At 65.2% G+C, this 22,373-nt stretch carries 21 protein-coding genes, 1 other RNA gene and 1 pseudogene; 15 read left to right on the forward strand and 8 right to left on the reverse strand.

From position 1 onward, the window contains the following. Window position 1 precedes the first annotated feature (1 nt). The 9 genes from A5752_RS03285 (at window position 2) to ssrA (ending at window position 8,126) form a co-directional block, all read left to right on the forward strand. A complete protein-coding gene (locus tag A5752_RS03285) occupies window positions 2–979 on the forward strand; it encodes a mechanosensitive ion channel family protein (RefSeq protein WP_067082023.1) in 978 nt (325 codons plus the stop codon). After that, window positions 976–1,419: an Rv3103c family proline-rich protein gene (locus A5752_RS03290; RefSeq protein WP_067082026.1), complete on the forward strand. Its 444-nt coding sequence runs from the start codon at window positions 976–978 to the stop codon at window positions 1,417–1,419. Before A5752_RS03285 ends, A5752_RS03290 begins: the two co-directional genes overlap by 4 nt. 36 nt (window positions 1,420–1,455) lie before the next feature. After that, a complete protein-coding gene (gene ftsE / locus A5752_RS03295) occupies window positions 1,456–2,145 on the forward strand; it encodes a cell division ATP-binding protein FtsE (protein WP_067082029.1) in 690 nt (229 codons plus the stop codon). Continuing rightward, complete coding sequence (gene ftsX, locus A5752_RS03300) at window positions 2,145–3,041, forward strand: permease-like cell division protein FtsX (protein WP_067082032.1); 897 nt, start codon at window positions 2,145–2,147, stop codon at window positions 3,039–3,041. Before ftsE ends, ftsX begins: the two co-directional genes overlap by 1 nt. 2 nt (window positions 3,042–3,043) lie before the next feature. After that, a complete protein-coding gene (gene smpB / locus A5752_RS03305) occupies window positions 3,044–3,550 on the forward strand; it encodes an SsrA-binding protein SmpB (RefSeq protein ID WP_067082035.1) in 507 nt (168 codons plus the stop codon). Then, entirely contained in the window at window positions 3,547–4,392 is an 846-nt protein-coding gene (locus A5752_RS03310; protein ID WP_082963722.1) for an EamA family transporter, read from the forward strand. The genes smpB and A5752_RS03310 overlap by 4 nt, the downstream gene beginning before the upstream one ends. Before the next feature lie 72 nt (window positions 4,393–4,464). After that, on the forward strand, window positions 4,465–6,744 hold the full coding sequence (locus A5752_RS03315; RefSeq protein WP_067082038.1) for a putative bifunctional diguanylate cyclase/phosphodiesterase: 2,280 nt from the start codon (window positions 4,465–4,467) through the stop codon (window positions 6,742–6,744). Window positions 6,745–6,795: 51 nt separating this feature from the next. Next, the gene (locus A5752_RS03320; protein ID WP_067082264.1) at window positions 6,796–7,644 is read left to right on the forward strand and encodes a maleylpyruvate isomerase family mycothiol-dependent enzyme; all 849 of its coding nucleotides are present in this window, start codon (window positions 6,796–6,798) and stop codon (window positions 7,642–7,644) included. Window positions 7,645–7,757: 113 nt separating this feature from the next. Then, window positions 7,758–8,126, forward strand: a transfer-messenger RNA (tmRNA) gene (ssrA, locus tag A5752_RS03325). Window positions 8,127–8,195: 69 nt separating this feature from the next. Here the strand turns inward: ssrA and A5752_RS03330 are convergent. Beyond that, a complete protein-coding gene (locus A5752_RS03330; RefSeq protein WP_067082040.1) occupies window positions 8,196–8,687 on the reverse strand; it encodes a hypothetical protein in 492 nt (163 codons plus the stop codon). Between the two features lie 156 nt (window positions 8,688–8,843). Here A5752_RS03330 and A5752_RS03335 point away from each other — a divergent pair, with 156 nt between their 5' ends. After that, window positions 8,844–9,542, forward strand: coding sequence for a mycothiol-dependent nitroreductase Rv2466c family protein (locus A5752_RS03335; protein WP_067082043.1), 699 nt, complete (start codon window positions 8,844–8,846; stop codon window positions 9,540–9,542). Between the two features lie 73 nt (window positions 9,543–9,615). Here the strand turns inward: A5752_RS03335 and A5752_RS03340 are convergent, their stop codons facing one another. Continuing rightward, complete coding sequence (locus A5752_RS03340) at window positions 9,616–10,287, reverse strand: TetR/AcrR family transcriptional regulator (RefSeq protein ID WP_067082046.1); 672 nt, start codon at window positions 10,285–10,287, stop codon at window positions 9,616–9,618. 64 nt (window positions 10,288–10,351) lie between these two features. Beyond that, window positions 10,352–11,275 (reverse strand): metal-dependent hydrolase, encoded by a 924-nt coding sequence (locus A5752_RS03345; RefSeq protein WP_067082049.1) that lies wholly within the window; start codon window positions 11,273–11,275, stop codon window positions 10,352–10,354. A 72-nt stretch (window positions 11,276–11,347) separates the two neighbouring features. Here A5752_RS03345 and A5752_RS03350 point away from each other — a divergent pair, with 72 nt between their 5' ends. Next, a complete protein-coding gene (locus A5752_RS03350; RefSeq protein ID WP_067082052.1) occupies window positions 11,348–13,330 on the forward strand; it encodes a flavin-containing monooxygenase in 1,983 nt (660 codons plus the stop codon). Window positions 13,331–13,332: 2 nt separating this feature from the next. Here the strand turns inward: A5752_RS03350 and A5752_RS03355 are convergent, their stop codons facing one another. After that, window positions 13,333–14,232, reverse strand: a complete 900-nt coding sequence (locus A5752_RS03355) for an alpha/beta fold hydrolase (protein ID WP_067082267.1) — start codon at window positions 14,230–14,232, stop codon at window positions 13,333–13,335. Window positions 14,233–14,284: 52 nt separating this feature from the next. Between A5752_RS03355 and A5752_RS03360 the strand changes: the two are divergent. The 4 genes and pseudogenes from A5752_RS03360 to A5752_RS03375 all read left to right on the forward strand — a co-directional run. After that, window positions 14,285–14,833: pseudogene (locus A5752_RS03360) on the forward strand (hypothetical protein); the annotation flags it as partial. Further along, window positions 14,826–15,734, forward strand: coding sequence for an alpha/beta hydrolase (locus A5752_RS03365; protein ID WP_067082058.1), 909 nt, complete (start codon window positions 14,826–14,828; stop codon window positions 15,732–15,734). The pseudogene A5752_RS03360 and the gene A5752_RS03365, both read left to right, overlap by 8 nt. A 9-nt stretch (window positions 15,735–15,743) precedes the next feature. Further along, window positions 15,744–16,865, forward strand: coding sequence for an aromatic ring-hydroxylating oxygenase subunit alpha (locus A5752_RS03370; protein WP_067082062.1), 1,122 nt, complete (start codon window positions 15,744–15,746; stop codon window positions 16,863–16,865). A gap of 13 nt (window positions 16,866–16,878) precedes the next feature. Continuing rightward, window positions 16,879–18,618, forward strand: a complete 1,740-nt coding sequence (locus A5752_RS03375; protein WP_067082065.1) for a DUF3556 domain-containing protein — start codon at window positions 16,879–16,881, stop codon at window positions 18,616–18,618. A gap of 41 nt (window positions 18,619–18,659) precedes the next feature. Here the strand turns inward: A5752_RS03375 and A5752_RS03380 are convergent, their stop codons facing one another. From A5752_RS03380 to A5752_RS03395, 4 genes are all read right to left on the reverse strand, one after another. Beyond that, entirely contained in the window at window positions 18,660–19,517 is an 858-nt protein-coding gene (locus tag A5752_RS03380) for a mycofactocin-coupled SDR family oxidoreductase (protein WP_067082068.1), read from the reverse strand. A 70-nt stretch (window positions 19,518–19,587) separates the two neighbouring features. After that, window positions 19,588–20,787, reverse strand: coding sequence for a DUF427 domain-containing protein (locus A5752_RS03385; protein WP_231983313.1), 1,200 nt, complete (start codon window positions 20,785–20,787; stop codon window positions 19,588–19,590). A 77-nt stretch (window positions 20,788–20,864) separates the two neighbouring features. Next, window positions 20,865–21,665, reverse strand: a complete 801-nt coding sequence (locus tag A5752_RS03390; RefSeq protein WP_231983314.1) for an SDR family oxidoreductase — start codon at window positions 21,663–21,665, stop codon at window positions 20,865–20,867. Between the two features lie 40 nt (window positions 21,666–21,705). Further along, window positions 21,706–22,317 (reverse strand): TetR/AcrR family transcriptional regulator, encoded by a 612-nt coding sequence (locus A5752_RS03395; protein ID WP_067082079.1) that lies wholly within the window; start codon window positions 22,315–22,317, stop codon window positions 21,706–21,708. Window positions 22,318–22,373 lie beyond the last annotated feature (56 nt).

Below are 22,373 nucleotides of genomic sequence, written 5' to 3' on the forward strand. Positions count from 1 at the left end.
GATGAACAGCACCGTACTCGCCTTCGACTTCGCCGAGCGCTGGACCGGCTTCTGGACCGGCAACATCGGGGTGTGGATCCTCGACCGCGGGGTGCGCATCGCGCTCCTGCTGATCGGCGGCGTGCTGGCGGCGCGGTTCATCAACTGGGGCGCAATGAAGGTCGTGCGACGCCTCGACGCCGAGTACGCGGGAAGCGACCAGTTGGTGCGCTCGGAGACCACCAAGCACCGCCAGGCGGTCGCGTCGGTGATCTCGTGGGTTTCGGTCGCGCTGCTGTTCGTCATCGTGATCGTCGAGGTGACGGACATCCTCGCCATCCCGATCGGATCGCTGGTGGCCCCCGCCGCGGTGCTGGGCGCCGCGCTGGGCTTCGGCGCGCAGCGGCTCGTGCAGGATCTGCTCTCGGGATTCTTCATCATCACCGAGAAGCAGTACGGCTTCGGCGATCTGGTGTCGTTGACGGTGACGGGTGTCGCGGCGCCGGCCGAGGGCACCGTCGAGGACGTCACGTTGCGCGTCACCAAGCTGCGCTCGAGCGAGGGCGAGATGATGACGATCCCCAACGGTCAGATCGTCAAATCGGTCAACCTGTCGAAGGACTGGGCGCGCGCCGTCATCGACATCCCCGTCCCGACGTCGGCCGACCTGAACGAGGTCAACGACCTGCTGCACAGCGTCGCCGAAAGCGCCTACGAGGATCCGGGGCTGCGCGATCTGTTGCTCGATGCCCCGCAGCTGATGGGGGTGGAGAGCATCGAGCTCGACACCGTCAATCTGCGGATGGTGGCGCGCACCCTGCCCGGTAAGCAGTTCGAGGTCGGCCGTCGGCTCCGTGTTCTGGTCATCCGTGCGCTGCGCCGCGGCGGCATCTCGTCACCAGGTGACGGGCACAACCCGATGGTCGCCGCGATCCCGCATCCAGCGGCCGTCCCCGAGGGCGGCGAGCCGACCCAACCCTCCCCGGAGCAGAAGCCGTGAGGAACTGGTTCCGGGGCCGCCTGGGCCGGATGCGGGTGTCCACCGTGGTGCTCATGGTCGCGTTCGTGGCGCTGTTCTGGGTGAACCAGACCTTCGAGCCGCCACCCACCCCGCCGGCGGCGCCCACCCCGGCCGTGGTGCCGCCCGGTTTCGTACCCGACCCGAACTACACTTGGGTGCCGCGCACCAACGTGCGGCGGTCCACGCCCACCACGACCACGACCACCACCACGACGACCACGACAAGCCCGACCGAGACCACGACCACCACGTCGCCGACGCCGACGACGACCGTGATCGACCCCGACGGCCCCGGGCCGCGGCAGCCCACCACCGAGACCCTCGGACCGGAAACGACACCGACGACGCAGCCGCCCCTGTTCCCCCCGCTCCCGCAGTTGCTGCCGTCGCCGGCGCCGGCCCCGAGTCCGGTCAGCTAGGGCATCGCTGTTCCCCCGCTACACTGGCGTGCCGTGATGATCACCCTCAACAACGTGACCAAGCAGTACAAGTCGTCTGCGCGGCCCGCGCTCGACAATGTCTCGGTCAAGATCGACAAGGGTGAGTTCGTCTTCCTCATCGGGCCGTCGGGTTCGGGCAAGTCGACGTTCATGCGGCTGCTGCTGGCCGAGGAGACCCCGACCCACGGCGACATCCAGGTGTCGAAGTTCCATGTCAACAAGCTGCCGGGCCGGCATATCCCCAGCCTGCGCCAGGTGATCGGCTGCGTTTTCCAGGACTTCCGGCTGCTGCAGCAGAAGACCGTTTTCGAGAACGTGGCGTTTGCGCTCGAGGTCATCGGCAAACGCGCCGACACCATCAACCGCGTGGTGCCCGACGTGCTGGAGATGGTCGGGCTGTCCGGCAAGGCCAATCGCCTGCCCGCCGAACTGTCCGGTGGCGAACAGCAGCGCGTCGCGATCGCCCGAGCCTTCGTGAACCGCCCGCTGGTGCTGCTCGCCGACGAGCCCACGGGCAACCTTGACCCCGAGACCAGCAAGGACATCATGGATCTGCTCGAGCGGATCAACCGCACCGGTACCACGGTGCTGATGGCCACCCATGACCACCACATCGTCGACTCAATGCGTCAGCGGGTCGTCGAACTCGAACTCGGCCGGCTGATTCGCGACGAGCAGCGCGGCGTCTACGGAATGGATCGCTAGTGCGCTTCGGCTTCCTCATCAACGAGGTCCTCACTGGATTTCGTCGCAACGTCACCATGACCGTGGCGATGATTCTGACGACCGCGATCTCGATCGGGCTCTTCGGCGGCGGCCTGCTGGTCGTGCGGCTGGCCGATCAGTCCCGCAACATCTACCTCGACCGCGTCGAGAGCCAGGTGTTCTTGACCAACGACGTCTCGGCCAACGACCCGTCGTGCGACGCCGACCCGTGCAAGGCGCTGCGCCAGCAGATCGAGGACCGCGACGACGTGCGTTCGGTGCGCTTCCTCAACCGGGACGAGGCCTACGACGACGCGATCAAGAAGTTCCCGCAGTACAAGGACGTCGCGGGGCGCGATGCGTTCCCGGCGTCGTTCATCGTCAAGCTCGACAACCCCGAACAGCACAAGGATTTCGACCAGGCGATGGTCGGCCAGCCCGGCGTGCTCAACGTGCTCAACCAGAAGGAGCTGATCGACCGGCTGTTCGCGGTGCTCGACGGAATCAGTAACGCCGCGTTCGCGGTGGCGCTGGTGCAGGCGGTCGGCGCGATTCTGTTGATAGCCAACATGGTCCAAGTCGCGGCCTACACCAGACGCACCGAGATCGGCATCATGCGACTGGTCGGAGCCAGTCGCTGGTACACCCAGTTGCCGTTCCTGGTGGAGGCCATGCTGGCGGCGTTGATCGGTGTGGTCATCGCGATCGTCGGGCTGATAGTGGTGCGGGCGCTGTTCCTGGAGAACGCTTTGAACCAGTTCTATCAGGCGAATTTGATCGCCAAGGTCGACTACGCCGACGTGCTGTACTTCAGCGCACCGCTGATGCTGTTCCTCGGGCTGGCGATGTCGGGCATCACCGCGTACGTCACACTGCGGCTCTACATACGAAGGTAGCCGTGGCCAAAAAGGGCGCCAAGAAAGCCGATCCGTCCCGCTCCGGGAACAACAGGGTTGTCGCGACCAATCGTAAAGCGCGGCACAACTATTCGATTTTGGAGACATTCGAGGCGGGCATCCAGCTGGTCGGTACCGAGGTCAAGAGCCTGCGGGACGGACAGGCGTCGCTGGCCGACGCGTTCGCCACCGTCGACGACGGCGAGGTCTGGCTGCGCAACGTGCACATCCCGGAGTATCACCACGGCACCTGGACCAACCACGCGCCGCGGCGCAACCGCAAACTGCTGATGCACCGCAAGCAGATCGATCAGCTGATCGGCCGGATTCGCGACGGCAACCTCACACTCGTGCCGCTGTCGCTGTATTTCACCGAAGGCAAGGTCAAGGTGGAACTGGCGCTGGCCCGCGGCAAGGAAGCCCGCGACAAGCGCCAGGACCTGGCCCGCCGCGACGCGCAGCGCGAGATCACCCGCGAGTTGGGTCGCCGCGCCAAGGGCATGACCTGATCGGAGTCGCGCTGGCGCTGGCGTCGGCGCTGGGATACGGGGTCAGCGATTTCGTCGGAGGGCTGGCTTCCCGCCGCGTCGCCGCGCTGCGCGTCGTGCTGGTCTCCTATCCGATCGCGATGGTCGTGCTTGCCGCGGTGGCGGTGCCGATCGGCGGCGACGTATCCCAGGGTGCGGTCGTGTGGGGCGTGCTGTGCGGGGTCTCGCAGGCGTTCGGCGTGTGGTGGTTCTACGCCGCGCTCGGCTCGGGACCGATTTCGGTCGTCTCGCCGCTCACCGCGATCCTGGTGGCCGGCATCCCCGTGGGTGTGGGGTTGGCGCTCGGAGAGCGGCCCGGGCTGATCGCCGGTGTGGGCGTCGTGCTGGCGCTGATCGCGGTGGTCCTGGTCAGCCGCGAGGCCTCCGACGAGGACGTCAAGGAGCACCGGTTCACGCCGAGAGTGGCGTGGCTGACGGTCGGCTCGGGCGTGGCGTTCGGGCTCAACTTCGTGCTGATCGACCAGGCGCCGGTGGAGGCCAGACTGTGGCCACTGGTGTTCGCGCGGGCGTCGGCGACGGCGCTGGTGATCCTCATCGCGGCGCTGAGCGCAAATCTGCGGCCACCGTCGGGCAACCCGCTGAAGTTGGCGGTGCTCGCGGCCTTCCTCGACGTCGGCGCGAACATCGCGATGCTCTTGGCGCTGCAGGCGGCGCTGCTGTCGCTCGCGGGCGTGCTGATGTCGTTGTATCCGGCGGCGACGGTGCTGCTGGCGATCGTGGTGCTGCGCGAGCGGGTCACCCGATGGCAGGCGCTCGGAATGGTGCTGGCGCTCGGCGCGGTGGCGATGATCGCCGCGGGTTAGCCGGTTGCGCGAATAGTTGCATATGCATCCGGTCGGGTGAGGCATCATAACGACCGGGAGGCGGGTGAAGGGGTGTCGCTCAGAGATTATCGGCTGCGGTGGGCCGTTCTGGTTGCCATGTTCGTGGTGGTCTCGGTCAACGCGCTGGCGCCATGGGGACGCGATGTGGCAACCGCACTGTTGACCGCGCTGCAGGCGGTTGTGGGCATCGCCATTCTGGTCATCGGTTTCTCGGTTGCGCGCAGGGTCAGCGGCGCGTCTCGCTGGTGGCGGATACTGATCGCCACCGCGTGCTTGAGCTGGCAAGTCGGTGAGTTGATGTGGTGGGCCGGGGGAGGGTCTGCAGACGGCCGGGTGGCGGGCGTGAGAGAAATCATCGCGTACCTGCTCCCCGCGGTGCTGATCGCTGTCGCCGTGGTCGTGCTGGGCCGTGCCGACGACGAGACCGCCGGCAGTCGCGACCATCCGGCGCACCAGCATTCCGCCGTCGCCTCCGTGCTGGACGGGGTGGTGGCGGCCATCTCCTTCTCGCTGCTGTCCTACATCGCCGGATACGGCGGACTGGCCGCCGCGGCGTTCCCTCGCTCGAACAACCCCGCGGTTCTGATCACGTATTCGCTGCTGCAACTCTGCGCGGTGGTGGCGGCGGTGTACTTCGCGATCATCTACCCGGCGGGCAGGCCGTACCGCGCGAACTGTCTTCTGTTGAGCGGCGGGGTCGTGGTGCTCACGTCCGCGGACCGGATGGTGGCGTACTTCCGGACCGTCGATGTCGGAAGCGGTGAGCTCTGGGCGGGCGGCGCGTTTGTCATCGGCCTGGTGTTGGTGACGTACGCCATGGCCGAGCTGGAACCCTCGGGCGACGCCGGAGAACGGGTGATGGACTACGTGCAGTTGACCCTGCCGTACGTTGGATTCGCCGGTATGGCAATGCTTTACGCCTACCACGTGCTGATCGGCAAGCAATTGGACGCGGTGCTCGTCAGTGGAGCGGTGATGATGGTACTGCTGGTCGCCGCGCGCCAGGTCTTCGCGATGCGTACGCAGAAGAGGCTGACGGTGCGACTGTACGACGCGCAACGTCGACTTGCACACCAAGTGCACCACGACGCGCTGACCGGGCTGCCGAACCGGCTGTTGTTCGGCAAGAGGCTTGAAACCGCAGTCGCCAGCGGCGATTACGTGCTTATCTTCGTTGACCTCGACGATTTCAAGGATGTCAACGACCGGTTCGGGCACGCGGGTGGTGACGAGTTGCTGCGCGCCGTCGGAGACCGCCTCCGTCGCTGCGTCGCGGATACGGACACGTTGGCCCGCATCGGCGGTGACGAGTTCGCGATCCTGATCAAGGACGGCGTGACACCGCCGGAGGTTGTCGCCGACCGCATCCGGGCTGCGCTGCGCGAGCCGTTCGTCGTGCACGGTTCCACCGCGCGCGTTCGCGCCAGCATGGGCTTGGTCCGCCTAGGCGCCAACGAAGACGGTCAGACCCCGGATGACATGCTGCGCAAGGCCGACCAGTCGATGTACGAGGGGAAGCGGCTGGGCAAGGACATTGCCGTCGTCTACCCGTCGATGCTGGGCTTGGCGGCGGATTTTCCGAGCGCGTTGCGTCGGGCCGACGGGGGCCCGCCCGCAGGATTCGCCCTGGTTTTCCAACCCATCGTCCGGCTGCCCGAGGCGACCCCGGTGGCGGTCGAGGCGCTCGCGAGGTGGACCGCGCCCGATGGTGCGCAGATCCCGCCCGAGACGTTCGTGGCCGCAGCTGAGGCTGCGGGGCTCGGGGGTGCGCTCGATGCGATGATCCTGGACCTCGGGTGTCGGGAAATCATCTCTGGTGGAACAGGTTTGGAGTTACACGTCAACATCGGGGCCGCACGGTTGCGCGAGTCGGGCTTCGTTGACGTGGTGAGTGAGACGCTGACTCGCTACGGCATGGAGTCCGGTCGGTTGACGCTGGAGATCACCGAAACCGTGCCGATCTTCGACCTCGATGCGGCGGCCGCACAGATCTTGCGGCTCAACGCCATTGGGGTCAAGGTAGCGCTGGATGACTTCGGGGCTGGGTACAACTCACTGACCTATCTGCACTCATTGCCGGTAGACGCCGTAAAGCTGGACCGCAGCTTGTTGGCCGGGACGGAACGCGCTCGGGACGCCACGCTATACCGGTCGGTGATCGCGGTGTGTAACCCCCTTGGCCTGGATGTGGTCGCCGAAGGCATCGAGACCGATGAGCAGGCCGACATGGTGATTCGCGCCGGCTGTCGATTCGCCCAGGGGTACCTGTTCGGGCGGCCGACCGTGATCGTCGATCGTGCGGCGGAACCGCTCGCGGCCGACACGCCCTAACGCTCCGGCATTCCCGGCTTGCTCGTCGAGGGCGCGCGGTACCGTCGGGACGTGAGCAGCAGCGCCTCGCGTCCGGTGACACATCTCGACAGGTCGGCGGTGCTCGACGCACTGTTCGCGCAGTGGGACGCCATCGGGGAAGTGGTCGACGGGCTGACCGATGCCCAGTGGTTGGCGCCGTCGCCGCTACCCGGCTGGTCGGTTCGCGACGTCGTCGCGCATGTGGTCGGGACGGAGTCGATGTTGCAGGGCGTCGGCACGCCGGAGGCCGACATTGACGTCTCCACGCTCAAGCACGTGCGCAACGACATCGGGGTCATGAACGAGCGGTGGGTCCGGCATCTGCGGGCCTTACCGGTCGAGGACCTGCTGAAGAGGTTCCGCTCGATCACCGGACAGCGGCGGGAAGCCCTGGCCGCGATTTCCGAGGGCGACTGGAACGAAGTCACCCTCACACCTGCGGGGCCGGACACCTACGGTCGATTCATGCGGGTGCGGATCTTCGACTGCTGGATGCACGAGCACGACATCCGCGACGCACTCGGGCAGCCGGTGAGCGACCCGCTGGGGCGGCCGTCGGAGCTCGCGCTGGACGAGATGGCGGCAAGCATGGGCTTCGTGGTGGGCAAACTGGGCCGGGCGCCGGACGGATCCCGTGTCTCGATCGTGTTGACCGGGCCCCTTGGCAGGACGATCAACGTCGCGGTCGAGGGCCGCGCGCACGTCGTCGAGGACTTCGGCGGTGCCGAGCCGACGACCACCATCACGCTCGACGCGCTACTGTTCGCCCGGCTGGCAGGGGGCCGGACCTCGTTGGCCCAGCACGCCGACGCCGTCGGGTACAGCGGCGATGAAGAGGTCGGCAGGCGCGTCGTCGAGCACCTCAACTATGTGATCTGAGCTGCAGCGATGTACCTGTGAGGGCATAAATGGTTGTGGTGAGGCGTTGCGGGTCGCGTAGGATGGAATGTCCCGCCGAAGGTTGGCGGGCATGGTGTTGGACAACTCAACAAGGGGCTGAACGGTTTCGACTTCGAGCGTCGAATCAAGGGAAGCGTGCCGGTGCAGGCAAGAGACCACCGTAAGCGTCGTTGCAACCAATTAAGCGCCGATTCCAATCAGCGCGACTACGCCCTCGCTGCCTAAGCGACGGCTAGTCTGTCAGCCCGGGAAAGCCCTCGACCCGGTGTCTGGCATCAGCTAGAGGGATAAACCGGTGAGTTCGGTCGCGGGACTCATCGGGACACCAAACAGCGACTGGGATCGTCATCCTGACTTGTTCGCGTGATCAGGAGGTCCGAGTAGAGGCATAGCGAACTGCGCACGGAGAAGCCTTGAGGGAACGCCGTAGGACCCGGGTTCGATTCCCGGCAGCTCCACGACAGAAGGGCCACGTCCAAAGGCGTGGCCCTTTTGGCTTTGTTCCGGACGGTATCCCAGCACGGACAGACCTACTCCGGGAACGTCATGCTCCAGCCGCGGTAGGTGTAGTTGGCGTCTCCCACACTGGGACTGGGCAGGATCTGGATGTTGCTCCCGTCGCCGTATCCCGGTGACAGGCCCTGCACGCCGGCGGATATGTACGTTCCGTCCCCGCGGGAAATGTCGATGTGGGGCCCCACGAATCCCTTACTGAAAACGAGTGCCCCACGTGGGGGATTCCTGTCGGTGTGAATCTTGCCTTGTTCGAGAAGAGCTTGATACATGGTCTCGGACGCGCCGTCCCAACCGAATTCAGCCTGCGACACGCCGAATGCGTGGGCCACCAGAGCTTCGCATCCGTAGATGCCGAATTCGTCTGTCCCAAGGAGGCTTTCGGCCTTGGCGACGGCGGCTTCGACGTCGTGGACGGTCGACCGTGGTTCAGCGGTTGCACTCGGCGCGATGGTTAGCGTCGCGGCGAGCCATACGGCCGGCAGAAGCAGACAGTTTCGGAGGTTCATCTCACCGGGTTCCAGTTCTCGACATGCATGCTGACATTGTGTAGCCATCTGCTCGCCAGCGCATCACGTGGCACTCTGGTCAAGCATCGACCGGTGTGGCTCCACCGACCGATCAGCGTCGTTGAGATGCTCGCCGCCGCGGCCTAGGGTTCACATGTGACGGGTCGCCCGACTTTCGTCGATTTTCATTTCGACGTGATGTGTCCTTACGCGTATCAGACGTCGCTGTGGATTCGCGAGGTCCGGGACCTCACGGGCCTCAAGGTGAACTGGCGGTTCTTCAGCCTCGAAGAAGTCAACCGTCAGGAGGGCAAAAAGCACCCGTGGGAAAGGGAGTGGTCCTACGGCTGGTCGATGATGCGCATCGGTGCGCTGTTGCGGCGACGCTCGATGGCGAACCTCGACGCGTGGTACGCCCGGGCGGGGCGGGCGTTGCATGTCGACGGGCACAAGCCCCACGAGAAGGCCGTCGCCCGGCGCTTACTCGCCGAACTCGGTTTCGATCCGCACCTGGTCGACCAGGCGATCACGGACCCGACCACCGGCGACGAGGTGATGGCCGATCACCAGCGGGTGATCGACGCCGGGGGATACGGCGTGCCGACGATGTTCTTTCCCGACGGGCAGTGCCTCTTCGGCCCGGTGCTCATCGACCCGCCCACCGGCGACGCGGCGCTGCGGCTATGGGACGCCGTCGTCACCTGGACGGAGTTTCCCCACCTCTACGAGCTTCAGCGGCCCAAAACCTCCGACGACGAGAAGCTGATCATCGACACCTTCCGCCCCTACCTGGAGGCTCGCGACTGGGTGTCCATCAATCGAGGCGAAGTCATCACCTTCGACGCCACCACCTGATCGGTTGGGCGTCTGCCCGCACCCGCCTGGATGTTCCACTGCGACCTGGACTTACAGGGAATCTCGCTGGAGGCTACGACGCCGGACGGCTCCGGGAGCGCCGTGGGAGGGCGACCTTGCTCACCGACTCCATGGCCACCGCGAATCGGGGGTAGATAACGGCTGGCCCCACCCAGCGTGCCAGGAAGGTGCGCAACTCCGCGCCGTTGCGGTGAGTTCGGTTGCTGTCGACCAGATATGAGTACAGGATCCGCAGGAGGAATTCGGACAGCCCGCTGAGGGCCTCTCCGTCGAAACCGTTTGCCTCCCAGTCCACCTCGTAGCGGTGGAGCATGGATCGGCTGAAGGCGAGCGCGGTGTCGGAGGCCAGCGAGGGTGCGAGCTCACCCCTGGACCGCTTGCTCAGGATGTAGATCATCCGGTCGTCGTTCGAGAGATGCTCGATCGCGAAGGCCAAGCCTTCGACGACCGCCCTGACGGCGTCGGTTTCGCCGGCGACATGGTTCGCCAGCTGCTCGAGGAAACCGTCGCCGGAGCGCATGACCGTCGCGAGCAGTAGCGCTTCGGTGCCGGGGAAGTAGCGGTACACCGTTTGCCGGGTGACGCCCAACGACCGTGCGACGTCGGCGATCCGCATCGCTGAGCCACGCTCGGCGATGATGTCGTCGGCGGCGTCGAGGATGCGGTTGATCGCCTCCTCGTCCGAGGTCGGGGTGTTGCCCGACCAGCCGTGGCGCCGTGCCACTATTCGCCCATTTCCTCGGCCCGCATGCCGGCGATCATATCGGCGGCGGCACCCCCACCCGCCCTCACTTCGAGCCCGCGCCGACGGAATACCAACGCGCAGCGCTCTTCGGCTCCTGGTCGTACCGTTCGCGCCACCGTCCCGCGAAGGGTGGGAGGTTCTCGTATGCCGGATCGTGGTGCGGCCCCTGTGAACGGACAAGGCCGGTGAGCATCGCTATCATCTCCCGCCTGGGCACGCCGGAATAGGTGCCCTGCCCGGGGCCGGTCAGCTGCCGGGCGGCTCGTGCCGCGGCCAGCATCGCCAGCGGTGTCAACCCATCTGGCAGCAACCGGCCGTACTGGCCACCGTCCGCTGCGGGCACGTGCTGTTGGAACCCACTCGAGACGATGGACAGGATCTCACCCATGTGCTTGACGACGGCGCCGATGGTTTTGGCGCGGTAGAGAAAGTCGCCGTGCACGGCGTCGTAGACCATCAACGCGGAGCTGCGATGTTCGATCTCTTCGACGAAGTGCCAGAGGAACAGCGACGCCACGCGTTCGTCGCCGGGCCAGAAGAGCTTGTCCTCGTGGTCGAGGAAGACCTTGAAGTAGGGCGTGAAGGTGTTCTCGATGACCGCGGTGTAGGCGAGTCGCCACGCTAAAGGCTTTGTCGCGGTGAGCCGGTCATAAGATTCGATCACCCCGTCCATCGTCTCCTGCAACCCCGGCCAACGCCGAACCAGCGCCCGGAAGTGGCTCATGTGCGCCGCCGAATGCTGCGCCTCCTGCCGCAGGTAGGCGTTGGCTTCCTCGATGTGTCGCGGATCGCGCATCAAGGGAATGGCCTCGCGGGTCGCGTCGACGATGAACTTCTCGAATCCCGGCGCGAAGAAGGTGATCAGGTTGCACTGCATCGCGAACGCCGGTCGCTCCGGATTCCAGTTGAACGGCACATCGTTACCCGTGAGATCGAATCGGATGCGCCGAATCTTGAGGTTCGTCATACGACTGATTCCTGCCGGTCGAGGTGATCGCGGTTTAGACCATACGCTCTATGCGTTGTGTATGATTAGCGAATGCGCCAGTCGGCGGTAGAAAATCCAGCGATCATCGGCGAGGGCGACCCGCTGCTAGGCCTGCCGTTCGACGATTCAGATGACGTCATTCGCACCGCCGTCGCCGAGGCGAGTGTGCCGGCGCTGTTGATGTCGATGGTGCACATGACCGGCGACATGGGCCTGCTCGACGAGCTGCCCAGGCCGTATGCGCTCATCGCGATGGACCTGCAGGGCGCCATGAGCGAACCGGACAAGCAGAAGGTGCGCGATCGCGCAGTCGCGGTGGTTCGCGACTACCGTGATCGTGGCTGCCCGCCGCCGTTCGTGCCGAACGCCGAACAGATGCGGTCGATGCTCGACGTGATCTCGGCGGGAACGGTGACCGAGGAGTTCGTCGACTATGTCGCCGCGGATCTGCGGTTCACCGACGCCGACCAGTCCGGCCCACCACTGGCGTCGACAGCGCAGCAGCGCCAAGACTTTCCCGTCGTCGTCATCGGCTGCGGCGAGGCCGGGCTGCTGGCCGGGGTCAAGCTCAAGGCGGCGGGTGTGCCGTTCACGATCGTGGAGAAGCGGCCCGCTGTCGGCGGCACCTGGCTGGCCAACCGATATCCGGGATGTCGCGTCGACATCGCCAGTCAGTACTACACGTACTCGTTCGAACCGACCGATTACTGGCGCCATTACTACGCCGAGCAGCCCGAGATCCTGAGGTACCTCCAGGACGTCGCGACCAAGTACGACATCGTCCCGCACGTGCGTTTCGACACCGAGGTGACCGGTGCGATGTGGGATGAGGCGTCGGCACTCTGGCGGGTGACGATCCGGCGGGCCGACGGCCGCGTCGAAGAGTTGTCCTCGCGCGCCGTGATCTGCGCCGTGGGCCAGTTCAGCAACCCGGTGATTCCGGACATCAAGGGCGCCAACAGTTTCAGTGGGCCGGCCTTCCACACCGCGGACTGGCGCGACGATGTCGATCTGACGGGTAAACGCGTTGCCGTCATCGGCGCGGGGGCCAGTGGATTCCAATTGGTGCCTGCCATCGCGGACTCGGCGTTGCAGGTCGATGTCTACCAACGCACCCCGCAGTGGATGGCGCCCAATCCGATGTACCACGACGCCGTTCCCGACGGCGCGAGGTGGGCCATGCGTCACCTTCCTTATTACGCACGGTGGTTGCGGTTCGTGTCGTGGTGGCCGATCGCCGACGCACTCGACGAACAAGTGAAGATCGATCCCGACTGGGACAACGGCGGACTGTCGTGCAACGCGTCGAACCACGCCATCCGCGAGATGTTCATCGCCTGGATGCGCGTGTTCTGTACCGACGAAAAACTGCTGGCGAAGGTCACGCCGAGCTATCCGCCGATGGGCAAGCGGACATTGCAGGACAACGGAACCTGGCTGACGACGTTGCAGCGCGACGATGTGGAGTTGATCGCTGAGCGCATCGCCGAGATCACCCCCGACGGTGTCACCACCGCCGACGGAGTGCATCGCCCAGCCGATGTGCTGGTGTGGGCCACGGGGTTCGACGTCAACCACCAACTGGGCCCGATCAACGTAAAGGGTATGAACGGGGTCGAGCTCAACACCGCCTGGGGCGATTCGGCCTACGCCTACCTGGGCATCACGGTGCCGGGATTTCCGAATTTCTTCTGCATGTACGGTCCGGGCACCAACGCGGTCAACGGCGCCAGCATCATCTACAACTCCGAGTGCCAGATGCGCTACATCATGGCGTGCATCGACATGGTGCTGGCGGGTGGTTACGACTGGGCGATGCCGCGGGCCGACGTGTGCGATGACTACAACCGGCGCAACCAGGAACGCCTACGGCAGATGGTGTACAGCCATCCCGCGGTATCCAGCAGCTATTACAAGAACTCTTCGGGAGGGTTGCCCACACTGTACAGCTTCCGCATCTTCGACTACTGGCGATGGACCAACCGCTGCAATCCGGCGGACTACGAATTGCGGCGCGCGGACGCGGCGCGCTGAACTCAGCCGATCCGTAAGTACTCGAGGATGGCCGTGCCGACCGCTTCGGGCTGATCGATCTGGAGGAAATGCCCGGCATCGGGAATGGTGCGGACCCGGCTGCCCGGCGGCGCCGCGTCGATCGCGCCGTCGAGATAGCCCAATTGGATCGCGCCGTCCTCTTCGCCCTGCAACACGAGGATCGGATGGGTGGGCAACTTGAACCGGAAGCGGTGCAGACCCGCGTATTGCGATGCGGGGCGGGTGAATCGCGCTGCGGCGCGGTAGTACGCCACCGCCGCCCGACGGTGCGCGAGCGAAGGCAGAGCTTCCATCGTCTCGGCGACGCCGTCGCCAACGTGCGCTCCACGTGGGGACCAGTCCTTCCAGAGCCGGGGTATCACGCGGTGCAGCACTCGCTCCGGTGCGGCGGGCAGCTGGAAGAACAGTACGTACCAACTTCTGCGCAATTGGATCGCCGACATTCGCAGGTGCTGACCCAGTCCGCGCCTCGAGTTGTCGATCGCGGCGAGCGGAGGAACCGCCAACGCGATATGTGCGCTGAATGGAGAGCCGGGATACGCCGCAAGCGCACTGGCTGTGAACGCGCCCCAGTCGTGGCCGATCAGCACGGCATCGGATGGCCGACCCAGGTGTGAGTACAGGTCGACCACATCGCTCATCAGGGCACCGATGGTGTAGTCACCGTCGGGAGCCGGCCCAGTCGGGCCATAGCCGCGCGTGAACGGTGCGATCACGTGAAATCCGTTGGCTGCCAAAATCGGCGCGAGCTGTCGCCAGTTGTGCGCGCTGTCAGGGAATCCATGCAGGCAGATGGCCAATCGGCCATCGTCGGGCCCCCAGCTGAGCGCGCTCATCCGCAGGTGCGGCAGATCGTATTCGACGGCTCTGGGCTCGGTCATTTCGTGACCATACATTAACGCGCAAGTGTATTGTAATCGTCGCGACCCGACCGGAAGCGATGTGGAGTGGAGTTCCGATGAGCTTCGATGTGGTGATCACCAACGGTCGGTTCTTCGACGCCACCCCGGGGTGCAGGTCGGCTTCTCCGATGCCGGGGCCCACCTGCGCAACATGGCCTTCTACAACAGCGGGCTGCGGTTGTTGCGCCACGTACGGCAAAGCGCGGAAGCCGGTGCACCGTTCATGACCGTCGAGCACGCCGTTCATCGGTTGACTGGCGAACTGGCTGACTGGTATACGCTGGATGCGGGCCACCTACGCGTCGGTGATCGCGCCGACATCGCCGTGATCGATCCGACGCGCCTGGACGAAGCGCTCGATGCCTACGCAGAACAGCCCGTCGAACAGTTCGGCGGCCTGAGCCGCATGGTCAACCGCAACGACGACGCGGTGGCCGCGGTCCTCGTGGGTGGCCGCACGGTCGTTCGGGACGGGGTGTCGACGGGCCTGGTCGGCAATGTCCGGACGGGCAGCTTTCTCCGTGCCGGGCGAAAGATCGCTGGGCCGGCCGTTCCGTCAACGGTGGCGGCCGGTGGGTGACATCGATTACGGGCGGGTCGACCCCGAACTCCGCCGGCTGTCGCGCGTTCTGCCGAAAGGCTATGCGCTGCAACGCGGTTTGTCGCTACCGCGTGCATTGATGAGTATCGCGGGATGGACCGGTCGTGTGCGGGGAGTCGAAGTGGCCCGTGTCAACAATGACGTCACCGTGCGGGTGCACCGCCCGTCCCACACCGACACGCCCGGGCCGGCGTTGCTGTGGATTCACGGCGGCGGCACCGTGATGGGCATTGCAGCGCAGGAGGATCGGTTCTGCCGGAGGCTGGTCAACTTCACCGACGTCGCGGTCGTCGCGGTGGATCACCGCCTCGCGCCGGAACATCCGTACCCGGCACCACTCGAGGACTGCTACGCCGCACTGCAGTGGCTGACGCGGCAGTCATGGGTGGATCCGGCACGAGTCGCGGTGGGCGGCGCCAGCGCCGGCGGCGGGTTCGCCGCCGCGGCGGCGCACCTCGCCCACGACCGCGGCGATGTCGATCTCGCCCTACAGATGCTGGTCTATCCAATGCTCGACGACCGGACGCCCGCAGAATCACGCCGGCGGGTGATGTGGACCGCTCGCGACAACCGGATCGCGTGGCAGTGGTACCTGGCAGGCGCCGACCCTGACGCAGCCGTCCCAGCCCGCCGCACCGATCTGTCCGGGTTGCCTCCGGCCTGGATCGGTGTCGGAACCCTCGACCTCTTTCACGACGAATGCCGCGACTACGCACGGCGGCTCCGGGAGCACGGTGTGGCCGTCCATGAGGAGATCGCAGACGGCGCATTCCACGCCTTCGATCTGATCGCTACCAATACCTCTGTTTCACAACGCTTTTTCGCCAGCCAGGTCCGTGCGCTGCGGACCGCCCTCGTCGACGACCCGGTCCGCTACTGAGGATCGGCCGTGCCCCGACAAGAAGCCCTCGATCTCACCCGCCGAGTCCTCAAGCATTTCGAGAACGACTCCCTCGATGTCGCGGATCAGGTCTGGTGTGAACCGCGCAGCGCCTACGTGGATCACGAACGTTTCGAGGCCGACGTCGCGATGCTGCGCAGCGTTCCCCACGTGATCGGCTGGGCCGGCGAAGTCGCCGTGCCGGGGTCCTACACGACGAAAGACGTGATGGGCACGCCTGTGCTGGTGACCCGGGGCAGAGACAGTGTCCTTCGTGCGTTCATCAACGGCTGTGCGCATCGTGGCGCGCAGGTGGCCGACGGCTGCGGCAGGGCGCGGTCACTCAGCTGCCCCTACCACGGGTGGACCTACGGCCTGGACGGGCGCCTGATGGGGGCTCCGGCCCGAAAGATGTTCGCAGGAGCGGATCTCGAGCGCCGTGGTCTTATCGAATTGCCGGTCACCGCTCAAGCGGGACTGATCGTCGTGGGGCTCTCAGCCGATGTCGACGTGTCCGCAGCTCTCGATGGAATCTCGGTACCGCTGTCGGACTACGGGTTTGACCACAACCACCATGCCGAAACCAGGCGCTACGACATCGCCTGCAACTGGAAACTCGCCGTCGACGTAAATTTCGAGGGCTACCACTTCCCCTACGTGCACGCCGACACCCTCGACCCGCTGGCGTCGAACAACTCCGTCTACGACATCTACGGCCGGAACATCCGCTGGGCGTTTCCGTTCCGCGACATCGTGCAGTATCGCAACGTTCCCGAAGCCGATTGGCCAGACCAATTCTTCGGCACCGTGGTGTACGGGCTGTTTCCCAGCTGTGTGCTGATCGAGGCACCGGGCACCTCGCAGATGTTGCGCGCATATCCGGGCAAGAGTCCCGGTGAGGCCGTGGTCTACCTGTCCATCGGGGCGCCAAAGGAGATCACCACCGAGGAGGAACGCACCTGGTACAAGATGGGAATCGACGGCGCCGCCCAGGTGCTCGACGGCCAGGACTTCCCGATGGCCGAGGCCTGTCAGCGTGGCCTGGAGGCAGGGGTCGACCACGTCGTGTTCGGTCGCAACGAGGCTCTGCTGCATCACCTCGCTCACATCCGCAACGACGCGCTGACCTAGAGAGAACAGCGCAATGGGCTTTCTGAAAGCGGATTCACCCGCGCTCGACCACCCGACATGGCGGCAGGGCAGCCGATCGGAGCGGCTCAAGCCTCTCGTGCGCCACATCGCGGAGCGGGGGATGGGGAACCCCGACGTGCTGTATGTGCTCTACACGGTGAAGATCGCGTTGTTCGTCATCGGCGGCGTGTGTTTCGCGTTGGCCACCAAGGGCATCGACGGGTGGGGAAACATCGCGTCGTGGTGGAGCGAGCCGATCGTCTTCCAGAAGGCCGTGCTGTGGGCGCTGCTGTTCGAGGCGCTCGGACTGGGCTGCGGATTCGGGCCGTTGACCGGGAAGATCAAACCGCCGATGGGCTCGGTGCTGTACTGGCTCCGCGTCGGGACCATCCGGCTCCCGCCGTGGCCGCGCTGGGTGCCGCTGACCGCCGGCGATCGCCGCGGTCCGCTCGACGTGATGCTGTATGCCGGTCTGCTCGTTGCGACGCTCTGCGCGCTGCTGTCGGACGGCACGGGACCCGTTGCCGCTTTGGATACCTCGATCGGATTGCTGCCGACTCCGAACATCGCTGTGATTGTCGCGTTGCTTGCGATCGCCGGGCTTCGCGACAAGCTCATCTTCCTCGCCGCCCGCGGCGAGGTGTACGGGGCGTTGACGGTGACGTTCCTGCTGCCGGGGCAGGACATGATCGTCGCGGCGAAGTTGGTGATGGTGGCGATCTGGATGGGGGCGGCCACGTCGAAGCTGAACAAACATTTTCCCTATGTTGTCGCGACGATGATGGGTAACAGCCCTCTGGTTCGCTCGAAGCGCTTGCGCACGTTGCTCTATCGCGGCTACCCGGAGGACATCCGGCCGAGCATCATCCCGCGGCTGCTCGCGCATGGCGGCACTGTCGTCGAATTGCTTGTGCCGCTGGTGATGTTCTTCTCCCACGGCGGAGTGATCACCATCGTCGCGGCCACGGTGATGGTGATCTTCCATCTCGTGATACTGACGTCGATTCCTCTTGGTGTGCCTCTGGAGTGGAACGTCTTCATGATCTTCGGCATCGGGTCGCTCTTCGTCGCACATGCGGATCTCGGCCTCGCTGAGCTTGCGCAGCCGTGGGCCGTGGCCGCGCTGATGGCGGTGATCATCGCGGCAATCGTTCTCGGCAACGTCGACCCGCCGAAAGTGTCCTTCCTGCCTGGGATGCGCTACTACGCGGGCAACTGGGACATCTCCACGTGGTGTCTGACCGAGTCGGCGACCGCCAAGATCCAGGAGCGGGCCTCGGGACTCGGATTATTGCAGCACAAGCAACTCGAACGGCTCGCCGGTCCCGAGAATGCGGAGATCGCGATGTACCGCGGCTTGGCGTTTCGTGCGATGTACGCACACGGCCGCGCGGTCGTGACGCTGTTGAATCGCGTCATGTCCGCTGGGCGTGAGGATGAGTACGCCGTCGTCGAGGGCGAGATGGTCGCCGCGTATGCGCTCGGATGGAGCTTCGGCGACGGCCATCTGCACAACGAGAACCTGGTGCGAGCTCTGCACGCCCGCTGTCGTTTCGAACCGGGCGAGGTCCGCATCATCATGATCGACGGTCAGCCGATCCATCGACAGCGGCAGCAGTATCGCCTCGTCGACGCCGCTACAGGCGAGTTCGAACGTGGCACCTTCGGGATCGCGGATCTGATCGATCGCCAGCCGTGGGAGGACGACGTACCGATTACGGTGACAGCCGCAACGGCGGTCGACGGTCGCTAGGCGGGCGCATCAGACGTCATCGGCCCCGCAGGTTCGCGGGCTCAAATACCCATTTTGAGGCTGGCGCCGGCGTCGACGAAGAGTTGTTGGCCGGTCACATAGCGTGACTCGTCGGAAGCAAGGTAGACGACCGCATGCGAGATGTCTTCCGGCTCGACGTAGGGGATCGGCATCGCCTGGAGGACGGGAAAGACGAGTTCGGCATCATCACGCGAAGGATCGGCGAGATCCGGCCGGAATGTGCGATACATCGGCAAGTTGTGCAGCATGTCGGTGTTCACGTTCGTGGGATGGATCGCGTTGATCCGAATGCTGTGGGGTGCCATCGTCAGTGCGAGCGCCTTCGTGTACTCGCGGATCATCTTCTTGGCCATGCCGTACCCCGCGCCGCCGGGACCCTGCGGTCCGCCGCCGGTCGCGAGATCCTTTTGTTCGACGAGCCCCGCGATCGATCCGGTCACGATGATCGAACCACCCGGCCCGAGATGATCGAGGCTGAGGTGAATCGTATTGACGACTCCCACGAAGTCGACGTCGAAGGCGTCGATGAACCCGCGGTAGGGAATATGGCTGCCTTGCGGGCATATTCCCGCATTCGCGACGACGACGTGCAGACCGCCGAGCTGGGCAACGGCGTCGTCGAGCACCTTCTTCAGGGTGGGCCGGTCACGCACGTCGACTGCTGCAGTGATGACCCTGCGTCCGGCCTTCTCAACCAGCTTCGCTGTCTCGTCGAGGTCGGCGCGCGTCGCCAGCGGATATTCGTTCGAGGGGATATCCGCACAAATGTCGATTGCGATGATGTCGGCGCCCTCGTCGGCCATGTTCACCGCATGGCTGCGGCCCTGACCACGGGCTGCGCCGGTGATCACGGCCACCTTGCCGCTGAGACGGTTCATCTAGCCCTCCAATGCGCTAAGACGCGGGCCTCCATGCCGGTTGGATGATAGAACAGATAGTGTCAACTTGTCACATAGCGGTCCGACTGTCGTGCCCCATCGCTGCAGGATCGCGTTGGAACTCACGAACCATAGCCTGAATCGTGTAAGAAGCCGCCAGCCGGCCGTCCTCGGTAAAGACGTGACCGTCCCCCTGGACCAAGCCACGGCCGGCCCAGAACGCTCGATTGGCGTAGAGCAGCCAGTCGGTGACATCTACCTCCTCGTGAAAAGCGATGGTGGCCTTCATGATCCCCGTCGACAATGTGCGGTGCGCAAGCGCCTCGCCGAATCCGGCATGGGGGAGCATGCCCGCGGCGATGGTCCAATGCGTCGACGACTGGGCAAGAAGGCCCGTGTGGAGATACGGCTCATCGGGGGCTTCGCGGAACCGGACCCACGCATTGATCTCGGGCGGGCCCACCCGGTCGGGGTTGAGATCGTAGGCCCCGTCGACGATCCTTATCTCGCGGCCGGGCATTCCGAAACCTTCGAACGGTTCTGCGTCGACGGGCTTCGCGACGTCCGGCATCGCCGCCACATGACTGATGACGTCATCGGATCCGGAGTCGCACAGCAGTATCGCGGCACCTCGCAGTGTGCCGTGTTGGGTCGCGCGTACCTCGGCGGTGGAGAACGTCCGCCCCTTGCGGAGCAGTTCGACGGTCAGATCGACCGGTGCCCCGAAGGAGGCGGCTTTGACGAAAACCATCGACGCAGACGTGACACGTTGCTGCGGAAGCCTTTTCGACACGGCGACGATGGCTTCTGCAAGTAGCTGCCCGCCTTCCACCACATCGCGGGCCGCGGGACCATGCGCGGGGCCGACAAACGTATTCGCATCGGTGGGTTGGACGTCGATCAGTCGCACCAACTCGGCGGCATCGCCCCACAGCGGAAACCTCACGGGTACCAAGGAGCCGTCATGCCAACGCTCCACGACAACGACGCGCAGCCGCTCGTCGTAAAACGAAACGTGGCCGACGATCCCCGCTACCTCGGGCAGCGGAGTGGGGTAGCTCCACGCGACGTTCTCGATCTCCTGGTCCCGGTGGCGCAGGCTCCAGTACGAGGCTTCGCCCTTGAACGGGCACACCGTGGTGTGCGCGTTGGGTACGAGCAGATCCCATTGGACGTCGTCCTCCGGAAAGTACAGCCGGTCAACGTGATCGGTTTCCGCAACGACGAGGCAGTTCTCGCTCTCGGCGACCAGGGTGTCGTCGAGCCACACCTGCCCGATGTAGCGACACGACCTGATGTCGATCCTGTAGTCCGGGTGCGACGGCCATGCCGACTCGATCTTCGTGGTCATGCCCGCATCGGACCTGTCGGAGACTTCACGACAATCGATTCCAAACCGACGTCCGGATGGTCGATGGCGCTGGCGTAGATTCCGACCAAGACATCCGCGACCGCTTCCGGGGCCATCAGGCTCTCCTGAACGAGGCCGCGCGAAAGCCATTCGGTGACTGCGGTATCCAGAAGGTCGGGATCGAAGGCGGACGTGAAGTCCGTTGGTACGGTTCCACTGACCTCGATGCAGCTGAACCGGTATCCCGGTTTCTCCAGGCGCCATGAGACCAGGCACCGTTCCAACGCTGCCTTGCTCGCCGAGTAGGCGCCGAGCGCGGTGTGCGGGTGGCGGACTGAATCCGACGACATCGCAGCCACGATCGCTGAAGGGGTGAGCGCGGGAAGCAGCGCGCGAATGATCTCGTGCACGCCGACCACGTTCGTTTCGAAGACGTCGAGCCAGTCCTGTGCATCGGTGTCGGCGAACATCTTCAGAGGTGCGTAGCCCGACGAGATCAACACGATGTCCACCGTGTCGAGGGTGTCCCGGGCGGTATCTGCGAGACGCGCGCAATCGGCCGATGTGCGGACGTCGACGGCGACCGCGACGCCTCCGCCCGCCTCCGCGACGACCTCCTCGAGTTTGTCGACCCGGCGGGCGGCGAGGACCAGTCGGGCGCCCTCCTTGCCTGCTCTGACGGCGAAGGCGCGTCCGATCCCCGCGGACGCGCCCACCACGACCACCCGTTTACCGGCCAGCGAACGCTCACCCATCAGATCTCTGCCCTCGCTCTCCTGCGCCGTCGGGGAGAACAATATTACAGATTATGTCTTACTGACTAGGGGTGCGCTCGGTTCACCGCAGACCGTTGACCGCGAACTTCTCGACGTAGCGGCGCACGGTCGCCGGCTTGGACATGTCGAAGGTCTGAGCTTTGTTGACCGTCGAGAACGAGTAAATGATCCGCGCGAGCCATTCACTAGCCGCTGCCACATCGACGCCCGCCCCCACCTCGCCTCGCTCCTGGGCCTCCCGCACGTAGGGCACCAGGAACTGGGTCGTGCGTCGCACCGCGGAGTCCCCATCGGAGATCATGTGTCGCATCAACTCGGCGTCGTCGGCCATCAAACGATTGCGGGTCCGATGGTCGAGCAGGATCTTGGCGTGGGTTTCGGCCATCGCGCCGATCTTTTCCGCCAGCGTCGGCTTCTTTGCCATCGCCGCCGCGACTTCCTTGTAGAACCTCTGCGCGCCGTACTCGATCGCCGCCTCGATCAGGATCGTGCGGTCCTCGAAATACCGATATACCGTCCCCCGCGACACATTCGCCATCCGGGCTACGTCCTGCACGCTGGTGCGCTGAATCCCCAGTTGCGCAAAGCAAAGGTTCGCCGCCTCGAGAATCTGATCTCGGCGGTCCGACTCCTCTTGCTCGTCGATCGCGGCCGCGGCCCGCTCAGTCGACATGTCGCCCCTCGTCCCAGAAAGCTGAGTCTGTCAAGGTCTCTATGCTACGCGACACC

The organism is Mycobacterium sp. 852002-51961_SCH5331710 (assembly GCF_001665535.1).
Lineage (GTDB): Bacteria > Actinomycetota > Actinomycetes > Mycobacteriales > Mycobacteriaceae > Mycobacterium.